The sequence below is a fragment of the Erythrobacter sp. RANMB8 genome, from assembly GCF_056848235.1.
This window is the reverse complement of sequence record NZ_JBREHG010000008.1, coordinates 14,714-33,065: the sequence shown is the minus strand read 5'-3', so window position 1 is coordinate 33,065 and position 18,352 is coordinate 14,714. Positions and strand designations below refer to the sequence as shown.

General features: G+C 57.3%; 17 protein-coding genes. 4 read left to right on the top strand and 13 right to left on the bottom strand.

Annotation, left to right across the window (positions count from 1 at the left end):
- Window position 1 precedes the first annotated feature (1 nt).
- From ACU0AG_RS10805 to ACU0AG_RS10795, 3 genes are read right to left on the bottom strand one after another with little or no spacing between them, the layout of a single operon-like run.
- Entirely contained in the window at window positions 2–565 is a 564-nt protein-coding gene (locus ACU0AG_RS10805; RefSeq protein ID WP_482782288.1) for a type IV conjugative transfer system protein TraE, read from the bottom strand.
- An 11-nt stretch (window positions 566–576) separates the two neighbouring features.
- Window positions 577–864 carry a type IV conjugative transfer system protein TraL gene (gene traL, locus ACU0AG_RS10800; RefSeq protein WP_019053870.1) on the bottom strand — a complete coding sequence of 96 codons (288 nt, stop codon included), beginning with the start codon at window positions 862–864 and terminating at the stop codon, window positions 577–579.
- A 34-nt stretch (window positions 865–898) separates the two neighbouring features.
- Window positions 899–1,213: a hypothetical protein gene (locus ACU0AG_RS10795; RefSeq protein WP_482782287.1), complete on the bottom strand. Its 315-nt coding sequence runs from the start codon at window positions 1,211–1,213 to the stop codon at window positions 899–901.
- 203 nt (window positions 1,214–1,416) lie between these two features.
- Between ACU0AG_RS10795 and ACU0AG_RS10790 the strand changes: the two genes are divergently transcribed.
- From ACU0AG_RS10790 to ACU0AG_RS10780, 3 genes are read left to right on the top strand one after another with little or no spacing between them, the layout of a single operon-like run.
- Window positions 1,417–2,076 carry a hypothetical protein gene (locus ACU0AG_RS10790; RefSeq protein WP_482782286.1) on the top strand — a complete coding sequence of 220 codons (660 nt, stop codon included), beginning with the start codon at window positions 1,417–1,419 and terminating at the stop codon, window positions 2,074–2,076.
- Complete coding sequence (locus tag ACU0AG_RS10785) at window positions 2,069–2,287, top strand: helix-turn-helix transcriptional regulator (RefSeq protein ID WP_482782285.1); 219 nt, start codon at window positions 2,069–2,071, stop codon at window positions 2,285–2,287. The genes ACU0AG_RS10790 and ACU0AG_RS10785 overlap by 8 nt, the downstream gene beginning before the upstream one ends.
- Before the next feature lie 14 nt (window positions 2,288–2,301).
- Window positions 2,302–3,099 carry a hypothetical protein gene (locus tag ACU0AG_RS10780; protein ID WP_482782284.1) on the top strand — a complete coding sequence of 266 codons (798 nt, stop codon included), beginning with the start codon at window positions 2,302–2,304 and terminating at the stop codon, window positions 3,097–3,099.
- Between the two features lie 50 nt (window positions 3,100–3,149).
- Here ACU0AG_RS10780 and ACU0AG_RS10775 read toward each other — a convergent pair whose 3' ends face one another.
- The 10 genes from ACU0AG_RS10775 to ACU0AG_RS10730 all read right to left on the bottom strand — a co-directional run bounded on the left by ACU0AG_RS10775 (window position 3,150) and on the right by ACU0AG_RS10730 (window position 16,055).
- Window positions 3,150–4,571 carry a DUF7017 domain-containing protein gene (locus tag ACU0AG_RS10775; protein ID WP_482782283.1) on the bottom strand — a complete coding sequence of 474 codons (1,422 nt, stop codon included), beginning with the start codon at window positions 4,569–4,571 and terminating at the stop codon, window positions 3,150–3,152.
- A complete protein-coding gene (locus ACU0AG_RS10770) occupies window positions 4,568–6,658 on the bottom strand; it encodes an ATP-dependent DNA helicase (protein ID WP_482782282.1) in 2,091 nt (696 codons plus the stop codon). Before ACU0AG_RS10770 ends, ACU0AG_RS10775 begins: the two co-directional genes overlap by 4 nt.
- A 131-nt stretch (window positions 6,659–6,789) precedes the next feature.
- Complete coding sequence (locus ACU0AG_RS10765) at window positions 6,790–7,677, bottom strand: 3'-5' exonuclease (RefSeq protein WP_482782281.1); 888 nt, start codon at window positions 7,675–7,677, stop codon at window positions 6,790–6,792.
- A gap of 130 nt (window positions 7,678–7,807) precedes the next feature.
- Window positions 7,808–8,638 (bottom strand): hypothetical protein, encoded by an 831-nt coding sequence (locus tag ACU0AG_RS10760; protein ID WP_482782280.1) that lies wholly within the window; start codon window positions 8,636–8,638, stop codon window positions 7,808–7,810.
- A gap of 103 nt (window positions 8,639–8,741) precedes the next feature.
- Complete coding sequence (locus ACU0AG_RS10755) at window positions 8,742–9,344, bottom strand: hypothetical protein (protein ID WP_482782279.1); 603 nt, start codon at window positions 9,342–9,344, stop codon at window positions 8,742–8,744.
- A gap of 5 nt (window positions 9,345–9,349) precedes the next feature.
- Entirely contained in the window at window positions 9,350–10,552 is a 1,203-nt protein-coding gene (locus tag ACU0AG_RS10750; RefSeq protein ID WP_482782278.1) for a M48 family metallopeptidase, read from the bottom strand.
- On the bottom strand, window positions 10,549–11,295 hold the full coding sequence (locus ACU0AG_RS10745) for a hypothetical protein (RefSeq protein ID WP_482782348.1): 747 nt from the start codon (window positions 11,293–11,295) through the stop codon (window positions 10,549–10,551). The genes ACU0AG_RS10750 and ACU0AG_RS10745 overlap by 4 nt, the downstream gene beginning before the upstream one ends.
- A gap of 192 nt (window positions 11,296–11,487) precedes the next feature.
- A complete protein-coding gene (locus tag ACU0AG_RS10740) occupies window positions 11,488–14,193 on the bottom strand; it encodes a UvrD-helicase domain-containing protein (protein WP_482782277.1) in 2,706 nt (901 codons plus the stop codon).
- 153 nt (window positions 14,194–14,346) lie between these two features.
- A complete protein-coding gene (locus ACU0AG_RS10735; RefSeq protein ID WP_482782276.1) occupies window positions 14,347–14,967 on the bottom strand; it encodes a thermonuclease family protein in 621 nt (206 codons plus the stop codon).
- Window positions 14,964–16,055, bottom strand: a complete 1,092-nt coding sequence (locus ACU0AG_RS10730) for a hypothetical protein (RefSeq protein ID WP_482782275.1) — start codon at window positions 16,053–16,055, stop codon at window positions 14,964–14,966. The genes ACU0AG_RS10735 and ACU0AG_RS10730 overlap by 4 nt, the downstream gene beginning before the upstream one ends.
- 250 nt (window positions 16,056–16,305) lie before the next feature.
- On the opposite strand from ACU0AG_RS10730, the gene ACU0AG_RS10725 reads away from it, so the two are divergent.
- A complete protein-coding gene (locus tag ACU0AG_RS10725) occupies window positions 16,306–18,300 on the top strand; it encodes a hypothetical protein (RefSeq protein WP_482782274.1) in 1,995 nt (664 codons plus the stop codon).
- The last annotated feature ends 52 nt before the right edge of the window (window positions 18,301–18,352 follow it).

Here is an 18,352-nt window from a genome sequence, read left to right as displayed (position 1 = left end):
TTCAATCCTTCTGGCTGGGGTCGGGCAGCTGCTCGAAGCCGGTGAGCGCGAGGGAGAGGCCTCGCCTGCTCCAGCGAAACCGGAAGCTGCGATCGTTGCTGGCGATCACCTGCGCGCCGACGAAGGTCTTGAGCGTGCCGGTGACAGTCGAAGAGAGGCCGCCTGGATCGACATCCATTCGGCGGATGACGAAGGCCTGGGAGATATCGGAGCCGCGCTGCTCCTCAACGATCTTGACGAGCTCGGCCTTGAGCCGCCCATGGGCAGCCGGATCGGCGAGCTTCAGGATCTCGCCCATCCAGTAATCGAGGCCCTGCGGGCTGCGATTGAGCAGCATCAGCGCGGTGTCGCGGGTGACAAGCTCGAGATAGTGGGCGTCCGGCCCCGCACTGGTGAGCGAAAGCCGCTCACTCGTCACGGGCACGAGGACAACCTCGCGGTCCCGTGTGGCAGCAGCCCCAAGCCCAAGCAGGCTCGCAAGCCCGAGCACCCCGGCTACCACCGCCAGGCGATTGCGCTGGCGCAGGTATTTCTGGGCCTCTTCGTAGGCGAATTCAGCGCGCATGGCGTCCTCCCTCAGCCGGCCAGGAGGCGGCAGTGGGAGGGCGGCGTGGCCTTGAGCCCGAGGAAGCCCCCGGGCAGGTACCAGTAGGCAGCATGCACCAGCGCCGAGCCCGCGTTTCCGGATTTCGCCTTCCGCAAGACGAACCAGGCCGCAAAGGCGAGAGCGATCCCGATGAAGATGTGCTGCGCCAGGATCCCCCAGGCAAAGGGGATCAGCAGCCCCGCGAACTCGTCGATGGTCCAGAAGCCGATGAGCTCCGGATCGTCGAGCCGTTGGGGTACGAGGTACTTGTCAGCCATGATGCCGCCCTCCCGCCGTGACCGGATCCGCTGTTCAGATGACCGCGGTCACGACCGAGGTGACGATCGGCACGCCAGTGCCGACGCCGATGCCGACGCCCACGGGAACGGCGACCTGGCCGAGCGAGAAGCGCCCGGAGGCAAGGCCGATGAGACCGCCCGCAAGGCTGAGAACGGTGATGATCTTGCCGCCCGAGCCTTCGAGGAAATCGGTGAACTTGGTGAGAGCCGGATCGAAGGTGGTGTCAGCGCCGGCATAGGCCGCACCAGCACCGGCGAGCGCCACCAGAGCGGGCAGGATATAGTCCTTGAGCCGGGAACGGCGGGCAAGCGGAACAGGGGTATTCATGGGCAGGACCTTTCGAAGGTTGGTCAAACAGCAAGCGGCCAAGCCGTTCGCTGTCTGTTCTTCGTGATCCCTCGATGTGCCTGTAGGAAATCGAGACCTACGCTCTCGCTACGTCGACCAAGCAAAAAGCGACGGGAAAGACCTGTCGGGCCGACCTTCGCGCCAGTTCGCTCGTCTTGAGCGCGAATTCAGCCGGAAACTGCGTGGACCATGCCGAAATGTGCGCGTTCGTGGCGGATTTCTGCGCGAATCGCCGAAGCCGAGTGATTCGCCGCTTCCTTCATGTTCCTTTTATGTTCTTTTCGTTTTCCTACACCCTTCCTCTTCGCATAGCCGATGAGTCGGTCATTCCAGCCAGAGGAGAAACAGCAATGATCGACATGGGCGTACTTGATGAAACCCAGACCCGGCAGGAGCTCGCAAACCTGCTGCACACCGCCGTTGAACTGAGCGGTCGCAATCGCTGCGAAATCGCGCGCGAGGCCGATATTCATAAGGATGCGCTGCGCCGGACGCTGATGGGGGAGCGCAGCCCCAGTGTAGGAGAAGCGCTTCGGATTCTGGCGTCCTCCGGGATGGCCCCGCACGCCCACATGCTGTTGTTCCTCGGGGCTGGCGGCGATCAGGCGACCCGCTGGCTTCAGACCGACATCGCCAAGTTCTTCGAGGAACTCATCTGCGAATTGCCTGCCGCCCTTGAGCGCGTTCTTGGTAACCAGGTGCACGACGTGAAACCGCGCTGGGCCAAGGGAACCGCGCACCGGGTGGCACGGCTGCTTGCCGATCATATCGACGAACTTGAGCGTAAGGATGCCCTGCTGGGAGATATCTTTGCCGCTACCGTTGGAGGCCGTCATGACTGAAGGTGCCGTGCCGCCGGCCGCAGAGCCGAAGCGCGTGACACGCCTCATCCGCTTCAAGGAAGTTCAGCACCGTGTCGGGCTGGGCCGATCGACGATCTATCGCTGGATGGCCGAAGGGAAATTTCCGAGACCGGTCCAACTCGGCGGCTACGCAGTTGCTTGGGCGCAGGAGGACATCGACGCGTGGATCTGCAATAAGGGCCGCAACTGATTACAAGGCTCTCCATGTCCCTGACGATATTTGAAGAATTTGTCCCCGTCCTCACCAGCCTGAGCGATGCGGAAATCGAAGATCCGCAAGCAGTTCAAAGATTGAGAATGGCCAGCGAACGCGTCGGCGCGCGGCATGTGGAGATGATCTACGCTCCATTCGATCACATCAACACATCAGCGCGCGTCGTCATCGTCGGCATGACTCCCGGCCGGTTCCAGGCAGCCAATGCGTTGCGCGCCGCGCGAAAGGCCCTGCTGGAAGGGCGAACCGTTGCCGAGGCCGCCGCTGCTGCGAAAACCTTTGCCAGCTTCTCGGGTGAACCCATGCGAACCAATCTTGTCCGCATGCTCGACCTAATCGGTGTCGGACAATGGTTGGGCTTGGCATCAACGGCTTCGCTTTGGTCCGACAAAGGCGACCTCGTGCATTTTACATCGGCGCTGCGGTATCCCGTGTTCGTCGATGGGCAGAACTGGTCAGGGCAGCCCGACATGGTCAAGACGCCCGCTTTGCGAGGTTGGCTCGAGGCCTATACTGGCCAAGAGCTCCGTGCCTTGTCCGATGCGGTGATTGTCCCTCTGGGGCCGAAGGTCGCTGCGGCTATGCAAGCTCTTGCGGCCGAGGGTCTGGTAGATGGTCGCCGAATATTGGATGGTCTACCTCATCCCAGCGGGGCCAATGCTGAGCGGATCGCGTTTTTCCTGGGCGACAAAGCAGCAGAGCGCTGTTCAGCAAAGACCAACACAGCCGCACTTTCGAGGGCAAGGGCGGACCTTCAAGCTCGGATTGCAGCCTTCAGACGGTCCTGAACCCGCCGAGCAGGATTTGCTATGCCCACATACCGAAGTCAGAACACGGGCTATTTAATCTGGCTTGAAGAGACCCGCACAGCACGCCAACCAATCTTGCCTGTTTTTTCCTGACGCCTAACGGCAAGGCAGCAAACATCGTATGTTTGCCCCGTCTCGAAACCTTTCGCCAAATCAGGTGGGACAAAAATATCGTCGCGGGAGGCGCGGATGAAGGCAAAGGATTTACCTTCATGGCGTTCTAAACGACCGGAGATCGTTTCGCAAAGCCCTGGCAATTCCGCCACGTCTGACAACCGCCAGTCCAACGGCGGACCCTCGGGTTCTGCACGCCCCACTTCCACAATCGTCCCGGCAACGAGGTCGGCGATCTGGGGAAATCTGGCGTGCTTCAGGGCGATTCCGGTATTCACGCTCGTGGCGACATAGCTGAGCGCTTTGTCATTGTTCACGTGATCCACCACGCCTTGAACGTAGGTAAGACTCTTGCGGTCCAGGTTGCGAAGAAGGGCCATTGCTGCTGGGCCCGCATCGGGCATATCCTGCATGCCGCCATCGGCATTGATGCGTGCATACCACCCGCTGCTCGCTAGTTGCTGCAGCTCTTGGGGGATCTTGTACCCAGCCTGTTCGCGGTATTTCAGTGCAAGCGATATCTGACGTGCAGACTCGGCATAGCGCTCTGCAAGCGCAAGTCTGTGGGCGAGATGAATGCGGATTTTCGCCACCTCTTGCTCTTCTCTTGCGAGCTGTGTGGCATAGGCAAAACATACCAGGGCATCGTCGGGCTGTGACTTTTCGAGTATCTCGCCGAGTAACGCCCAAGTCCAGGCTGCGCGTGACTGGCGCCGTAAAACCGGCGCCAAACGCTGGATCGCAAGCTCATCCTCGCCGCGAGCAAGGTGAGCTTTGCTTTGGTAGTAATTCAACCACTGATCGTTGGGGTGTTCGGCAAGCGACTTGTCGAGAACGTCCAATCCCCAGTCAATCAGCTTGGAAGAGGATTGACCATCGACAAGACGGGCGACTGCTTCCCTGCTGATTGCTCGTCGGAAACGCTGTTCCAGACTATCGATGGTCTTACCTTTGTCATTGATGAACGGCTTCCGATCTTCATCGGAAAAGTCATCGATCCCGACCCAACGGGCAAAGCCAAGAAATTCGCGCCAGTCTTTCGAAACCTTGCCGGACAGACGCAACATCTGGGAAAAGGCAGTATCGCGTCTCAGCAGGTCTGCGAACCTGACAAATTCCCGCATGCAAGGCGTAAATTGGTTGTTCAGTTCAGAGGCAGACAATTGACCTGTCTCGTACCGACCCACAACATCCTTCATCTGGTCATAGAGAACCCAAGCATATGCACGCAGAAACCAGATGTCCGAAGCATTCGTTTCGAGGTTTTGCCGGGCCACACCCAACGCCTCGGATGAACGCCCCTGCTTCCGTAGTTTGAATATGACATCGGATGTCATTGATTGCCAACTGTATCCGCTGACATAAGCCTCTTTACATCTTCATAGAGTCCGTTGGTGCGTCCTGGGCCGCCCACCTCTTGCGCTGTCGTCCAGGTCGACTTGCTGTTGAACGAAAAGTCGATATCCCCGCGGCGTGAAGCATCGGCGACACTAACGCGCAGACGATATGGCGACAATTCAACTCCGGTGCGTGCGATGGGTGACCCAGCCAGCGCGCGGTCCATCAAATCGAGGAACTCTTGAATGAATGCGTCGGGCTGGATGGCATCCTTCTTCCCGGCAACCTCACCGAGAATGGCGAGTGCATCATCGGCAAGCTGGCGGTCAGACACAGAGCCAGGCACTTCACCGGATCGACTGATCTTAAACTGTCCGTTGTAATGGTACTGCACAGAAGCACGCTTACCTTCGCGGGTCAGCGTGTAGCGCTCGCAATAGTCGAGATGCCGTAGTTGATCGATTGTGATACCTCGCGCAGACCACGCGGAACGAAGCTTCTGGTGAACTTCCATCAGCGGGGCGACTGAGGAAGAGAAGGAGAAGCGATCCCAGTCGGGATCGCCAGACGGGGGCGGACTGGCTCCTTCGGCGATTGCGCTTTCCTGATCTTTTCCCCGCCAGATCTGGTCACTATACGGCTCAAACTCCGGAACATTTACGAGCACCAACCTTTCTGCTGCTCGGGTAATCGCCGTATAGGCCCATCGATAGAAATGCTCGTTGTGAGGATCGCCAAAGCCATCGAAGTCCACGACAACGGTTTTCCATTCACCGCCCTGCGCCTTGTGGCAGGTCAAGGCGTAGCCGTACTTCACCTGGAGCGCGTTAAAATACGCATCGTCGCGAATGGTACGCTGAAATTCCTCGGAAGCTGGCCGAAGATGCGGATGCCGCATCCGGAAGTCGACTAGTAATGCACGCTGTTCAAGCGCGGATAGTTGGCGACCGGGTGCGTCAAGAAGATTTTCTAGGATGAGCGTGTCGTGCTTGACGATGGTTCCGTCGGTGTCACGAAACGCAAGACTGACCTCGCGGAACGAAATATCAACACGATGCCCTCCGCGCAAAGGCACCACAATTTTCTTCGGTTCGGCGCCAACTTTCATCACGCGGACCAGATCACCGTTACTGAAGGGTGGCTTGTTCTTGTTGACAAGAAGCGTTTCACCGATCTGGATCGGCATGCCGGCATCGCCCCACCGGCGTTCCCTGATGGTTCGATTGTACTCCAGTGCAATGGAGTTCGAGTGAACGACAACCACACTTGAGTCCCGGTCGCGTATACCCTTCTCGACGAGATCGACGGCCTGTCGGACATCGGCGCGCTGGATATCTTCGAGTTTGGTGGTCAACGAAAACCTGTTGAACCTCCTCGCTTCGATAGCGTCTCGGATTTCGCTGGCACGAGCCAAGATGGCGCTTCCCTGCGCCTGCCTCATCACGGTCCGCAGTTCGAACGAAGCAACTCGCAGGCCAAACTCGCGCGCGAGATATTCGTCCGAGAGGGCGGGTGAAATGTTGTCACCCACCGGTGGGAGCTGAGCTGGATCGCCTACGAACAACAACTTCGTCAAAGGCCGTTCGATGCGCCCCGGCCGCTTCGCTCTCACGAACTGCACGACATCGCTCAACAGCCGTCCAGAGCCGAACTGCATGAAGTCGCCGGACTGCTCCTTGTCCCCCACCATGGAGGACTCATCGATCACGAAGAGCGAGGCGGTTGGCTCGTCGGTCTTGAGCGGGAAAACCAATCGGACACCGGGATCGTTCTCCGCTTCAGCGTTTTCGTTGACGCTGATTTTCGGAGAGCTGTAGATTTCCTTGTGAATCGTCGAACTACCGTAGGCGCTGTCGCCAGCAATCTGACCGATTTTGTTACCGATAATGCGGGCAGCTCGGCCGGTCGGTGCCATCAGCGCACAGGACAAGTTCATCTCATCCAATGCTTCAATCAGCCTTGCTATGAGCGTTGTTTTGCCCGTTCCCGCGCTGCCACGCAGAATGAAAGCATCGAGGTCATCGTCGCGCAGAAAGGATTTGATCGCTTGAAGCGCGGAAGCCTGCTCCGCATTTAACTCAATCACAAAATTCCCCTGCTGGCCGAGCGAACGAAACGAGGCATTGCATCCCGGCTATCATCCACGAGTTCGATCAAAAAATGCTGAATTGAAAGCGCAAAAGCCAGGGGCAGCGCTAGGCCATGCGGCAACCTCTATTAGTCACATGGGGTGATGCGCCGCGAATAGCGGTTCTGCGCCGTAATTTTTGCGGTTCTGATAACCTTGTCGGATCTGTAAACTTCGGACCGCAGAAATGACTTTTCCCCCTCCAGTTCGGCCTCTCCAATATCCTTCCACCAGGCCCGGGGTAGCCCGTTTGCCTCGCCATTCCAGCGATACCCGCGCTCTTTAAGCACATCCTTCGCTTCGAATGGGGCATCCTCTGCCCAGCAGCGAAAGGAAGTGCGTCGAGCCGAAGCAAGGAGTTGCGAAAGTGCGCCCTGGCCGCTGATCGGCAATTCGCGGGAGAGAAGCTCGATTGCCGCACGACAGTCGCTCTCGGCACGATGACGGTCGTAAAAAAATCCACTGCTGAGCGCCAAAAACGCGAGCTTGCTGCTTTCGTAGCCTTCGTCGTTCCAACCAATTTCGCTCATCGAACAAGCCCAAGGATTCTGCTGCATCATTGGGCAAAATCGCTCGATGAAAGGTCGATCGAAGGCTGCATTGTGAGCAATAATGAGGTTGCGACCCGCAAATTCGGCAACGGCATTCGGATCGATCACTTGTCCGGCCACCATGTCGTCGGTGATTCCAGTTATCTTTGTGACTCCAGCCGGAATGGTGGAGCTCGGCTGCCGCAGGCCAGTGAAGGCCTCCCCCACATAGACGACTTCGTCTTGTTCGGAGTAGTAGAACGGGACCATAGCGAGCTCGATGATCTCGTCATGTTCCGAATTGAGGCCAGTAGTTTCTACATCAAGAAAAATTGCTCGGCGCGCATTTTTCGGCGCAAGGCCGAAGTGTATTTTCGGTTCTAGGCGGCGCAAAACCTTAAAGTCTCCACTTGATTCAAGCGCCGATATCATTTCCTCTTGATGCAATTTTCTTTCTCAATTTTATCAATGATGAGCCCGATAACACCGATGGATTCAACTCACAGTGTGCGCCAGCCGCATTCTCGAGCCTCTCCCCGGTTAAGTTTAATAGAGAGCACAGATTGGAGGTGAACGCCTATTCGACCATCAGCCTCCTCCTTGGGTCAGTCTCTTCTGCATTTTTTTGGAGCCAAGCTAAGGTGTGCTGGCAGTCCTCATTGGAAATGAGCGGGTCGCGAGACAACCGAAAGCCCTCCATGCGGGCGTGCTGCCGGTTGGACAGCATTGAATCATCGAGATACGTCCGGACTGAAAAAACAGGCATCGGGCTCGAAAAAAACGACTGTTGGGTCGCGTTAATTCGGAGGGTGCGGAGGATCAGTGCGCCATCACGATATGGAACAATCAAGTCATACGTCATGCCATCTTTTAGCTTGGTTAGGCTATGATCAGATTTCGATGACAGAAAATCCCTTAAAGCCCTTGCTTGCTGCAATATTTCTAGAACATCAATCTCAATTGATTCTGGATTTGAAGCACCCCTTTCCATCAATCTGGAAATAGCATGATGAGATATGTTCGCCGATATGCTTATTTTGGCGCTAAAATTGTTACCTACCGAAAGAAGCAATAAGTCAGATATAATGACTGATCGTTCGGAAAAGACCTTTTCCTCATCTGCATGCATGGCGAAGACATCAGTCTCACGAACCGAAGCCAATCGCACGGCGAAGACTGCCTTCATCACCTTGTCCCACTGGGCCAAGTGGACGGCATCGAAAGCAGGGCGCACATATTTGGAGACCCGTTTGACGACGCGGCCAGGCTTTTTCGCGTACGCAGACTCGCGAAAAGCCAAAACCGCCGCCTCTCGACGTGGTGAGCTCAGCCAATCGGTAATGTCAGTCAGGCGGGGCCGACTTTGAACAAAGTTCGTAGCATGGCCGTCGGCAAACCTCTTGTACAAGCCCAGCACTCCATGCCTTGAAGAAGTTCATATAGTTCAGTTGAGGCAAGGCGAAGGTCTAGAGCCAAGACACGGATCCGCCACTCGCAGCCTGCGATAGCCCTCAGCGCAATCGAGCCGAACTCACCAACGCCCGAAAATCGGAAATGCTACGGTCAAAATAATGAAGACGCGGTGCGTCAAACGTGATCATGTACAGCTTGCCGGCGATGATCGCGGCCCGAGCCTCACCCCTCCGCGTGAGCAAATCGGCATCCACATATTCATACGTGAATGACACGCCGTCTTGGCCCAGGAACTTTGAGGGCTCCGTGGTCAGCAGGCTGAAAGCACCTATCTCCTTGTGAGTGCGGTAGGTCCCTTCCAATAACTCTGGGATTTCGATGAGCAGGGTCGAGCTCGTAAACTTGGGCAACGGATCGCGCTTCCTGTCGCGCTCTTTCACCAGCGGTTTGCCAGCTTCGATCCCGCCGAAGAATGTAACGTCGTTGAGCTGCTCCCCGTCCAGTGTCCAGGTCTCGGTATTCTTGCCAGCCTTGGCGTCCAGACGATTCCAGTCTCTGCCTGGTGTTACCGTGACCCCCGAGTCGGCGACCGCAACCGCTTCGCCGTTAACGCGCAGTTTGTGAGCGGCAGCCGGGGAGGCAAGGAGAAGGATGGCTGCAGTGGATATCAGCGCTGCTCGAATGTTGCCCGTCTTCTTCACTGAAATCACTCCCCCGGAATCATCAGTCGGATCATGCCCGCATCATCTGCGCCGGGCTTGATCTCCAGATATGTGCGAAGCGCTGCTTGGCCGGCTGCACGTTCGCCAGTTTTGATAAGCGACAACCCCAGCCCTCGATGTGCCTCGGCAAATGCAGGGTTGAGACCGATCGCGCTGCGATAGAATTGCACCGCGTTCACCAGATCGCGCTGATTGCCACGGGTGCGATAGAGCTCACCTCGTGCAAACCACAGATCTGCGTTCCACCCGTTTTCGGCCAGACGATTGATGAGGTAATCGCTGCCACCGAAATCATTGAGCTTGATCTGGTCCTGAAGGAAAATCGGGAGCCAGGTTGCCATGGCTGCGCGATAGCGGTCCACTCCTTCATCACGGTCTTTGGCTGACGGATCGGCTAGCTCAGCGAGGTATTCGGCCCGCTCTCCCTGGGGAGGGTGCGACGCCGTGAATGCAATTGCCTTGAAGTCCGGCTTCCGGATGCCTCGAGCTGTTGCCGAGGCTTCAATCTCACCCATCAGATTCTGCCAGACCTGGGCTGCAGCTTGCGGACGCAGATCGCTAGCATTGAGATATCCGAGTCCAAGCAGGTCGGCTTCACGTTCCTGATCCCGGCCAAAGCGAAAGAAGCTGCCGTAGACCGATATCTGCAGATCCTGGTAAGCTCTCTGGGTATTGTAGCTGGGAGACATGCTGGCGAGCAACGCGCTCCAAGCCAGCAAATCGCTACCACCTCTCGCTGCCTTGAACTGCATGAGAGAGTGCCGCTTTTCGAAATGGCCAAACTCATGGCCTAGCACGGCTGCCAATTCCGCCTCGCTACGCATCCGCAACAACAAGCCGCTAAAAACGCGCATCGTTCCATTCGGCGACATGGTCGCATTGAACGTGGGCTCCCGGAGAATGTAGACACGCGTTGCGTTGCAACGATCAGCGCCTACAGCTCGGCAGAGCACGCTCTTCACGTAGGCGGACAGGGCTTCATCCCGGATGACAACCGGTGACGCTACCAACGCGCGCTCGTACTCGTCATCCCTCTGCCACAGGCCGATCTCGTCCACGCCCTTGGGCTGATAAGCACCCTCGTATGGCGGAGGCGCCGATGCTGGTCCCGCGTGAGCAGTGGAACCGAGAACGCTGGAGACCAGCAACGTCGCCGCTGCGATCGCTCGCGATGGTTTGGTCATCATTCGGCCTTGATTTCGCTGCCCGGGAAATCTTCGAGCAATTGACGCATTCGTTTCTGGGCACCGTCGGGCTCGCGGACATCACCGCCCATCGCACCGTCGGCGTTGAGCCAGAGCAGATCCCCGGTCTTCAGATCAACCAAGCCAGCATAGCCGATATGCTCCCCGGATTGGACAGCGAGCCCAGGACCGAGAAGAGCCATGACCTGCAGGATCTTCCGACCGGTCGATCCGTAAGCATCCTTCGTGAAAATGAACAATCCGTAGTCAGCTTCAGCAGCTCCCGGCAAACTGGCCACCGTGGAACCAAGGGACCAGTCGAAAACGCCCTCCCGGTTATCGCGCTTCTTGGTAGGAAGCCGATTGCCAACAAAAAACTGATACTGAATCACTGCTTCCGAAACGGCAGCAAACAGGCTCATGTGCTCCTGGACTGCAAGAGCATCCTCACCATAGGCTTCGGGGGCTTCGATGACCTGATTGCCAAGGCGCTTCTGGAGTTCCGCCAGGGAGGATTGCATGTTCAGTTTGGCGCGATCTGTCCATTCAGCGTTCGGCTCGAACATGCCGCCTGTAGACTGAGAGCCTACGCTAATTCTGGGGCGAAAGATCAGAATTTTCTTGCCGCTGTTGGCAGGCAGCTCGAATCCTGCCCGGACTGCCGACCTTTCTTGCGCCTGAAGAGGTGACGTCCAAAAGATCAGTGATCCAAAGCAGATCGCGATCAGGCGAATTAGTCGATTCATCCAAGCCCCCTCGTCGAGCACCAATATGTGCTAACGCAAAGCCTGCGCTAAAGCATCGAAAAGCGACGGGGCAAGAGCTATTTTACGTTTACGTGATGCCGACGATATCAGTGAATTTAGTGCTCGACCTCAATGACTTGCCACCTTAACACAACATGTTGTGGTTAAAATGCCCCAAGAACATCATTTGGCCTATAATGTTGTGGGGCGCTCCCGATTGTGTCGACAGATTTCCTCACCGCTCAAACGCGTGGTCTTCTGAGTGTGGCTACATTCTGGAAACTGGTTGCAGCCATAGAATGTCGTGTTGTTCCGCCCTTGGCGCTCAACCATCTGCCCGACAAGGCAGCGAGGGCACTGATCTAGTTCTTTGCCGTCAATCGTTTCGAAGCGAACGTCGTCACCGGCAATCTCGCAAAGCTCGCGGATATAGCGTGAGGGCTTGCGCCGGTTACAGAGGATGAAGGCCCCTCTGCTGGCGCGGGTCAGCGCCACATAGAAAAGGCGCCGCTCCTCAGCATAGGCATAAGTCTCCGGCCGCGGGATGACGAGGTTGAGCAACTCGTCATCTTCGATCCGGCTCGGAACTCCGTAATCGCCCTCGCTGACGTCGAGCAGGATTGTGTAGTCTGCTTCCAGGCCCTTGGACCGATGAAAGGACATGCCCGTGACCTCGATGTTCGAGAAGTGCGGCATCTGTCCGCCGAACGGATCAAGGAGGTTATAGCGCCACAGCACGAGGACCTTCAGCTTCTGCCCTTCGTGCTGGCGCCATTGGGAGGCAATGCTTTCCAGGAAAGTGTCGAGGCGCTCGAGCAGCTGGAAACATGCAGCCGGAAAACTCGGCTTACGCCATTCCACAGTAACAGGAATCACTCGAATGGATCGCGGGATGGCGGCACGCGTCGAGCGAACGGTTTTGGTGATTTGCGCGGGATTGCGCTGAACGAAGCGTGCGGCCGTATCGGCCAGTAGCTGGTTGCATCGGTAGGTTTGCTCGAGGCGTCCTTGCCAGCAAGCCCCAAAGTTGGCCTCGAACTGGGTGAAGATCGTGATATCCGATCCGGCAAAGCGGTAAATCGACTGCCAATCGTCTCCGACGGCGAAGACCTTGGTGAACGGTTTTTGGTGCTTGAGCGCCTTGATCAGGTTCGCCCTTGGATCCGAGATATCCTGAAATTCGTCGACGAGGATGAGCGAATAGGGGCTCTGGTAGCGGCCCGTCTCGACGAGGTGCACAGCGTCGCCGATCATCGAATCGAAATCGATCCGTTTGGCCTCTTCGAGTTTTCGCGAGTAGGCTTGTGTAATCAGCCAGACCGCCCTCGCGAAATATTGTGCACGGGGCTTGTCATGCAGGGTTTTGGCCCGCTCCAGCAGCATTTCCAAGGTCAGCTGACTGGCCCTGATGTGCTTGATGCAGACGCCGATCAGCTTCTGGTAATGCGTAATCACCACCGGCTCGATTGCTTTCAGGATTTCCTCGGTGCTTTTCTCGGTCAGCGGGATTTCCCGTTTCACCAGTTCGGCCTCGAGCCGCTGAAGCAACGTCCCGTCTCGCGCCTGTGCCGAGGTCGTCTCGAAGACATCCAGTTCTTCGCGTTTGTACCCGGCGCGTTTGCCCTTCATGTGTTCGACGTAATTGTCGAAGGGCGATGACCCATCAGCATTGATGGCGAAATGCTCATGGTACGTGTCGGTTAGAGGGTAATGGAAGTCAGGCTGAACGAAACGCTCGCTCCCGTCCTCCTCCTCCTCGAATGAGATCTGCTTCTCATACTCGAACTCGACCGAGTGGACCCACAGCCAGTTCGCGATGCGCTGCTCCTGAAGCGATCGCACATAAATCTCTGCAAGGGTGCCGATGGTGCTGCCGCCCTTGTCATTTCGATCGGCAATGTAGCGATTGTAGTCCGCTTCCGAGTCAAAGACCTCCGCTGGAATATCGGCTTTGGGCAGGATGGAGAGCAGGTCGATCCAGAGCCGCTTGAACTCGTCGTTCGTATCCATCAGCTCCCGAATGATCTTGTCGATCACGCGTGCTTCACCAGCCGGGTGCTCTACCCAGTTGGCCAGTTGAGGCGGCCGTCCCTCGGTCTCCTCGATTATACCCCGACCCAAGGCGTGAAAGGTGGTTACCGGGCATTCCAAGGCGTCCTCGTCGATGCCGAGCTGCTTCGCGATCCGCTCCTTCAGCTCGTCGGCCGCACTCTTGTTGAAGGCAAGAACGAGAATTTCGCCGAGCTGGTACAATCCTTTCTCCAGGACGTAGGCTACTTTCCCGACCATCGTCGCGGATTTGCCAGAGCCGGCTGACGCCACGAGGAGATTGTTGTCTTCAAGTCGGATGCAAGCCTCTCGCTGCTCCTGCGAGAGCGAGAATCCGCCCAGGTTCGAAAAGAACCCGTCGAACTTTTGCATCTCGTGAACCACGAAGCTCTCGTTGTAGCGGCTGCGAACAGCCGGATCGGTGAGCATGGCAAACGAAGTGGGGAGATATTCTCTCAGCGAAGCCGGGATCAGATTGGCGTCAAACAGAGGGTGGGCCAGGGCAACCGAGGCGCTGCCGGGAACGCTGGCAATTGCCCGGCTCACATCAGCATGGGCCAGGTACTGCTGGTTGCTGTCCGTTATGGCGCGGATCTTGGTGTCCACCTCACGGAGACGTTCCTTGTCGGAATCGATCAGCTCCGCGAGATGTTGGTTCACGAAAGCCAGCAAGTCCTGGCGTAATGTCTGAGCGGACTTGGCAGTCAGGCCTGACAGCGCATCGACGCGGCCTTTCGACCGGATTTCGACTGTATGCCATAGCAGCGCCTTGGTCGATGATACGTCTGTGACATCGAGGCATAGGACCTCGTCGTCAGCCTTTAATTTCAGCCGAATGCGGTCCGACATGGATGCGCTAAGGACCAGCTTCCAGTTTTCCGACAGGAAGATGCGTGCCCACAGGCTGGGCCGATATGTCCGGGATCTTCCAATCATCGCCAAGCTCGCTGCCACAGTACCCGCTCTTCGTCACCTGAGCGGCCGAACCATTTTCTTTCCGATCTAGAGCAACTGGCCCTGCGCTCGGGAGGATTGCCGGTGCCGTCTTTGTCGTCTTTTGAAGCTCCACGGAGGCTCGGGGTTATCCATTTGCCATAGTCCACGCCCATTTTTCTGCGCATCTTCCTGCGCCTCGAAGTACTCGTCTTCCCGTTCGAAGCTGTATTGCTCGACAACCCATGCCCAGCCGTTCACGATCATTTCGAGTTCGATGTTGCGGGTCACCGGCCGAGGCCGCTTCACCAAACCGCTGCCGCATTTGCCCTGATGGTAATAGTCAATCCTGCCGGCTTCCATCTGCTCGGTCAGGAAGCCAACGCAGAGCAGGCGCTTGTAGGGATCGATTGGCATGTAGCCCGTCGATTCCTTGCCAACCGGATCAAGCCTAAGCTCCTTGCCCACGATGAGTGCTGCAAGAAACTCCCTCGCTTCGGGACCACAGGGCTGTCCCATCTCTGGTGCATCGATGAATGCGAAGCGAAAGGGTATGCGCTCGACCCAAGTCTCTCGGAAAGGATGCCACACGTTGGCAAGGAAGCCGTCGCCGTCGAATACCTTTAGCACTGAGGCCTTCAAGACCTCATCCTGACCTGCCGAGCCGGGATCGTCTGGCACGATAATCACGCAAGCCCAGCCTTTGTGACTCGGCCTTGTCCGCAATCGCGAGACTCCCGTCGGCCCAGCAACCAGGCGAACCTCTCGGGGTCTTCAGCGATAAGATAGTCGCAAATCCGCTGCCGCTCTTGCGAGGGCAATCGCACCAGCAGAGATCGCAAATCTTGGTCAATGGCCTTCCGTGACGCGCCCAGCTGCTCGGCCTTGGCGTACCAATCATGCCCTCCCGCAAGGTCAGCGCGCTCGAGCAACACAGCCCCCAGCAGCGTGCAGGGTCGGTAATCTCCTGGCGTCAGGCTGTGGGCCTGTCGTCCAAGCGCTTCCGCTTCTTCAAGCCGCCGCAAATCGCGCATCGCCCCGCCGCGGGTCGTCGAGAGGGCAGATTGCAGCTTCGGCGAGAGGGAGGTTCGTGCCAGCGCCTTTTCGGTCAAGGATAGAGCTCGCTCGGCGTCATTCGCCTTGCGCCAATGGCCACTGGCGTTGACTACGTTCCAGGCGTCACCAGTGCGCTCCCAGGCTTCGGTTAGTGCTTGGGCCTCCAAGCGATGCCACGCCTTCTGCAGTTCATCGGTCCAGCAGTATTCGGCCTCGGCTCTGAGCCAAGCCGCGTCCTCGGTGCGGAGGCGCTGCCCTTTCGCGACTTGCTTCAAAAGACTCATGACGCGGCCGTAATGTTCGTCATCGACGTAGCCCAATCCAAAGCGTCGGCGGAGATCTTTTGCCTCGCGCTTTCGACGAAGGACCGGGTCGTTCGCCATTGCGGCAAAGGTAGCCTTCACTGCTTCGGCTTTGGCGGCCGCAATTCGCGCGGCTTCAACTTCAGCCTCGGCAGCCTGAATCGATGCCTGCTGCATGCGCGTAGCACGCTCCTCTGCGGCGTTCGCACTGAACTCTGCTCTGCTCGACTTTCCTTGAGCAAACGCCGCAAGAGCATGTAGGTTAGTCGTGGCGAGAAACTGGCATTGCAGCGGTGTGATCTGCTCCCCTTTGTCTATCCGCAAAAGAATTCCGTTCAACCGAGCGCCCGATTGTGACGCACCGGGCAGATCATCGAGGAGGTATTGATTTGCCAAATCGGAATATGAAGGTCGGGTCATAGGCTTTTATCGTGTCTTGTGGCTCGATCGAGAATTGCTTCATCGATCCAGATTGCGTGTCGACTTTCATCTCACATATTGCGCTTTTGGATCTGTTAACGCGCCGAGCCTGGCTCAGGTGCCAACAAACCACCTAATGTCAGAGCACCCATGGAAACTTGCCTGGCGTTCACTGAATGCTCTAGCAATGTGAACAAATTACGGTACGGGGCCGCTCCCATTTTCAGCTGTCTCTTACGCAATCGAAAGCATGCCTACCAAGTCTGCTACTTCCCAGCCTACGCCTAACTCCCTGCCGCCGAAGGGCTCCCACACTAAACGCAAGCCGGGCCGAAAGCCGAAGCCGATTGTTGAATTTCCGGATGCGATCACGCCAGACTGGCTTGATCCACCGTCGTTTGGCGAGGCGCTCTCTTTGCACGTGTGGCGTCACGGCGAGTCCATCTGTCACCTTCATCGGGCACTCAGCCACCAAGGTGACCACATCGAGCGGTCTACGCTTTTACAGTGGGCAGCCGGCAAGAAGGCGCCTCGCACCATAACAAGCCTGGCGATCCTGAATCAGATAGAGCGACGATATCGGCTGCCTCAGGGATACTTTAAATCGAAGCTTGCCAACCTCTGTCGTGCTTCTTCTGGCCACAAGAAGCTGAAAGGAATTTCAGACGCTGAACGTAGGCGGCTGGCGTGGCACTTGCCGGACGACTTCGACAAACGTTCCGCAGCAGAGAGAAAGGAAATCCTTGATTGGGTCCGCACCGTGATCATTTCCGGATCCACGGATTATCGCCGCTTCCAGGCCGAGGCAGCGAAGAATCGCTTTGCGTTGCGTTTCCCGAGTCTCACGGGGCGAAAGAAGCTCAAGATTGCCCCGGACTATGACAACGCCGATCACTTCATGAACGACGTTGAGCTCGATCTGCTTGCTGCCGGCATGGACGCTCCGCCCGCTCTGGCAGCCGAAGTCTCCGAGCTCATTCGCTTCAAGACATCGACGCTGACCGAGATTGGGTTTCAGCGTAACGGTGTCTGGAACGAGTATACCGCCTTCCAAAAGATTGAGCATCTGGGGCTGCTGTTTGGAGCACTTACGGCATCTCCTCGAAGTAAGGTTCTCGGTCGAGGCGTTCCCGCACAGCGGCTGACAATGGGAATGCTCGTGTTTCCAGCAGTTTGGGACTGGTACATTCAATGGCGCGAGCGCCGGCGTGGATTCTTCACTGTATGGGAGGTCAACATGCTTCAGCTCGGCCTCTCCCTCGCTCGTGCGGAGACGGGGTGGCTGCGCCAGAACCCTGCTCTGGCTGGACGGCTAAAGCCGATTCCGGGCTTGGTGTCTGAGGATGACATTCAAGCTGTACACGCAGACTGGGAAGGCGCTTGCGATCAGTTTTACCGCTATGGAACGGCTCGAGCGAAGGAGATCCAGCGGGTGGCAAGGGTTCATCGAGACCCATTTGAGCCGATCATGGCGGTACTCGAGGCCGATAGTCCTGTCGGCAGTTACCGTTTGATCACGGAGGAGATCTTGCGTTTGATGCCTGATCAAAAACGATATCCGCGCGCGGCTGCGGAATCAGTGCGCTCATTTCTTATGCTCCGCCTTGGACTCCACCTGGGCCTTCGGCAGAAGAACCTCCGCGAACTGCTCGTTTGTGCGCGGGGCGTGCCGCCCACGTCGGAACGCAACCTGACAACCCGCAAACGTGGAGAGTTGCGCTGGAACGATCGTGACAACGGTTGGGAGGTCCTCATCCCAGCATCGGCGTTCAAAAATGCGCACTCGTCGTTCTTCGGTAAAATGCCATTCAGGCTCATTCTGCCGGATCTTGGGGGACTTTATCGTCACATCGATGATTACGTGCGGGTGCACCGCGCTGCGCTGCTGAACGGTGCCGAAGACCCAGGGACCTTTTTCGTGAAGACGGTCAAGGCGACCAGTCGAGATGCGGCCTATAATCAAACGACTTTCTACGAAGCTTGGCGGCTCATCATTCAACGGTATGGGGTCTACAATCCATACACTGACCGAGGTGCTATCAAGGGTCTTTTGCCGCATGGGCCCCACAATGTCAGGGATGTTCTGGCAACGCACATCTTGAAGCAAACGGGGTCATATGAGCAGGCCAGCTATGCCATTCAGGACACCCCCGATACGGTGGCAAAGCACTATGGAAGGTTTCTTCCCCAGGATAAGGCGGCACTCGCTGCACAGATCCTAAACCGTGTCTGGGAGGCGGCATGATCGCTAGGCCCTGGACGAATGCAGCTCTTTGAATGACGCCTTCTTGAACGGC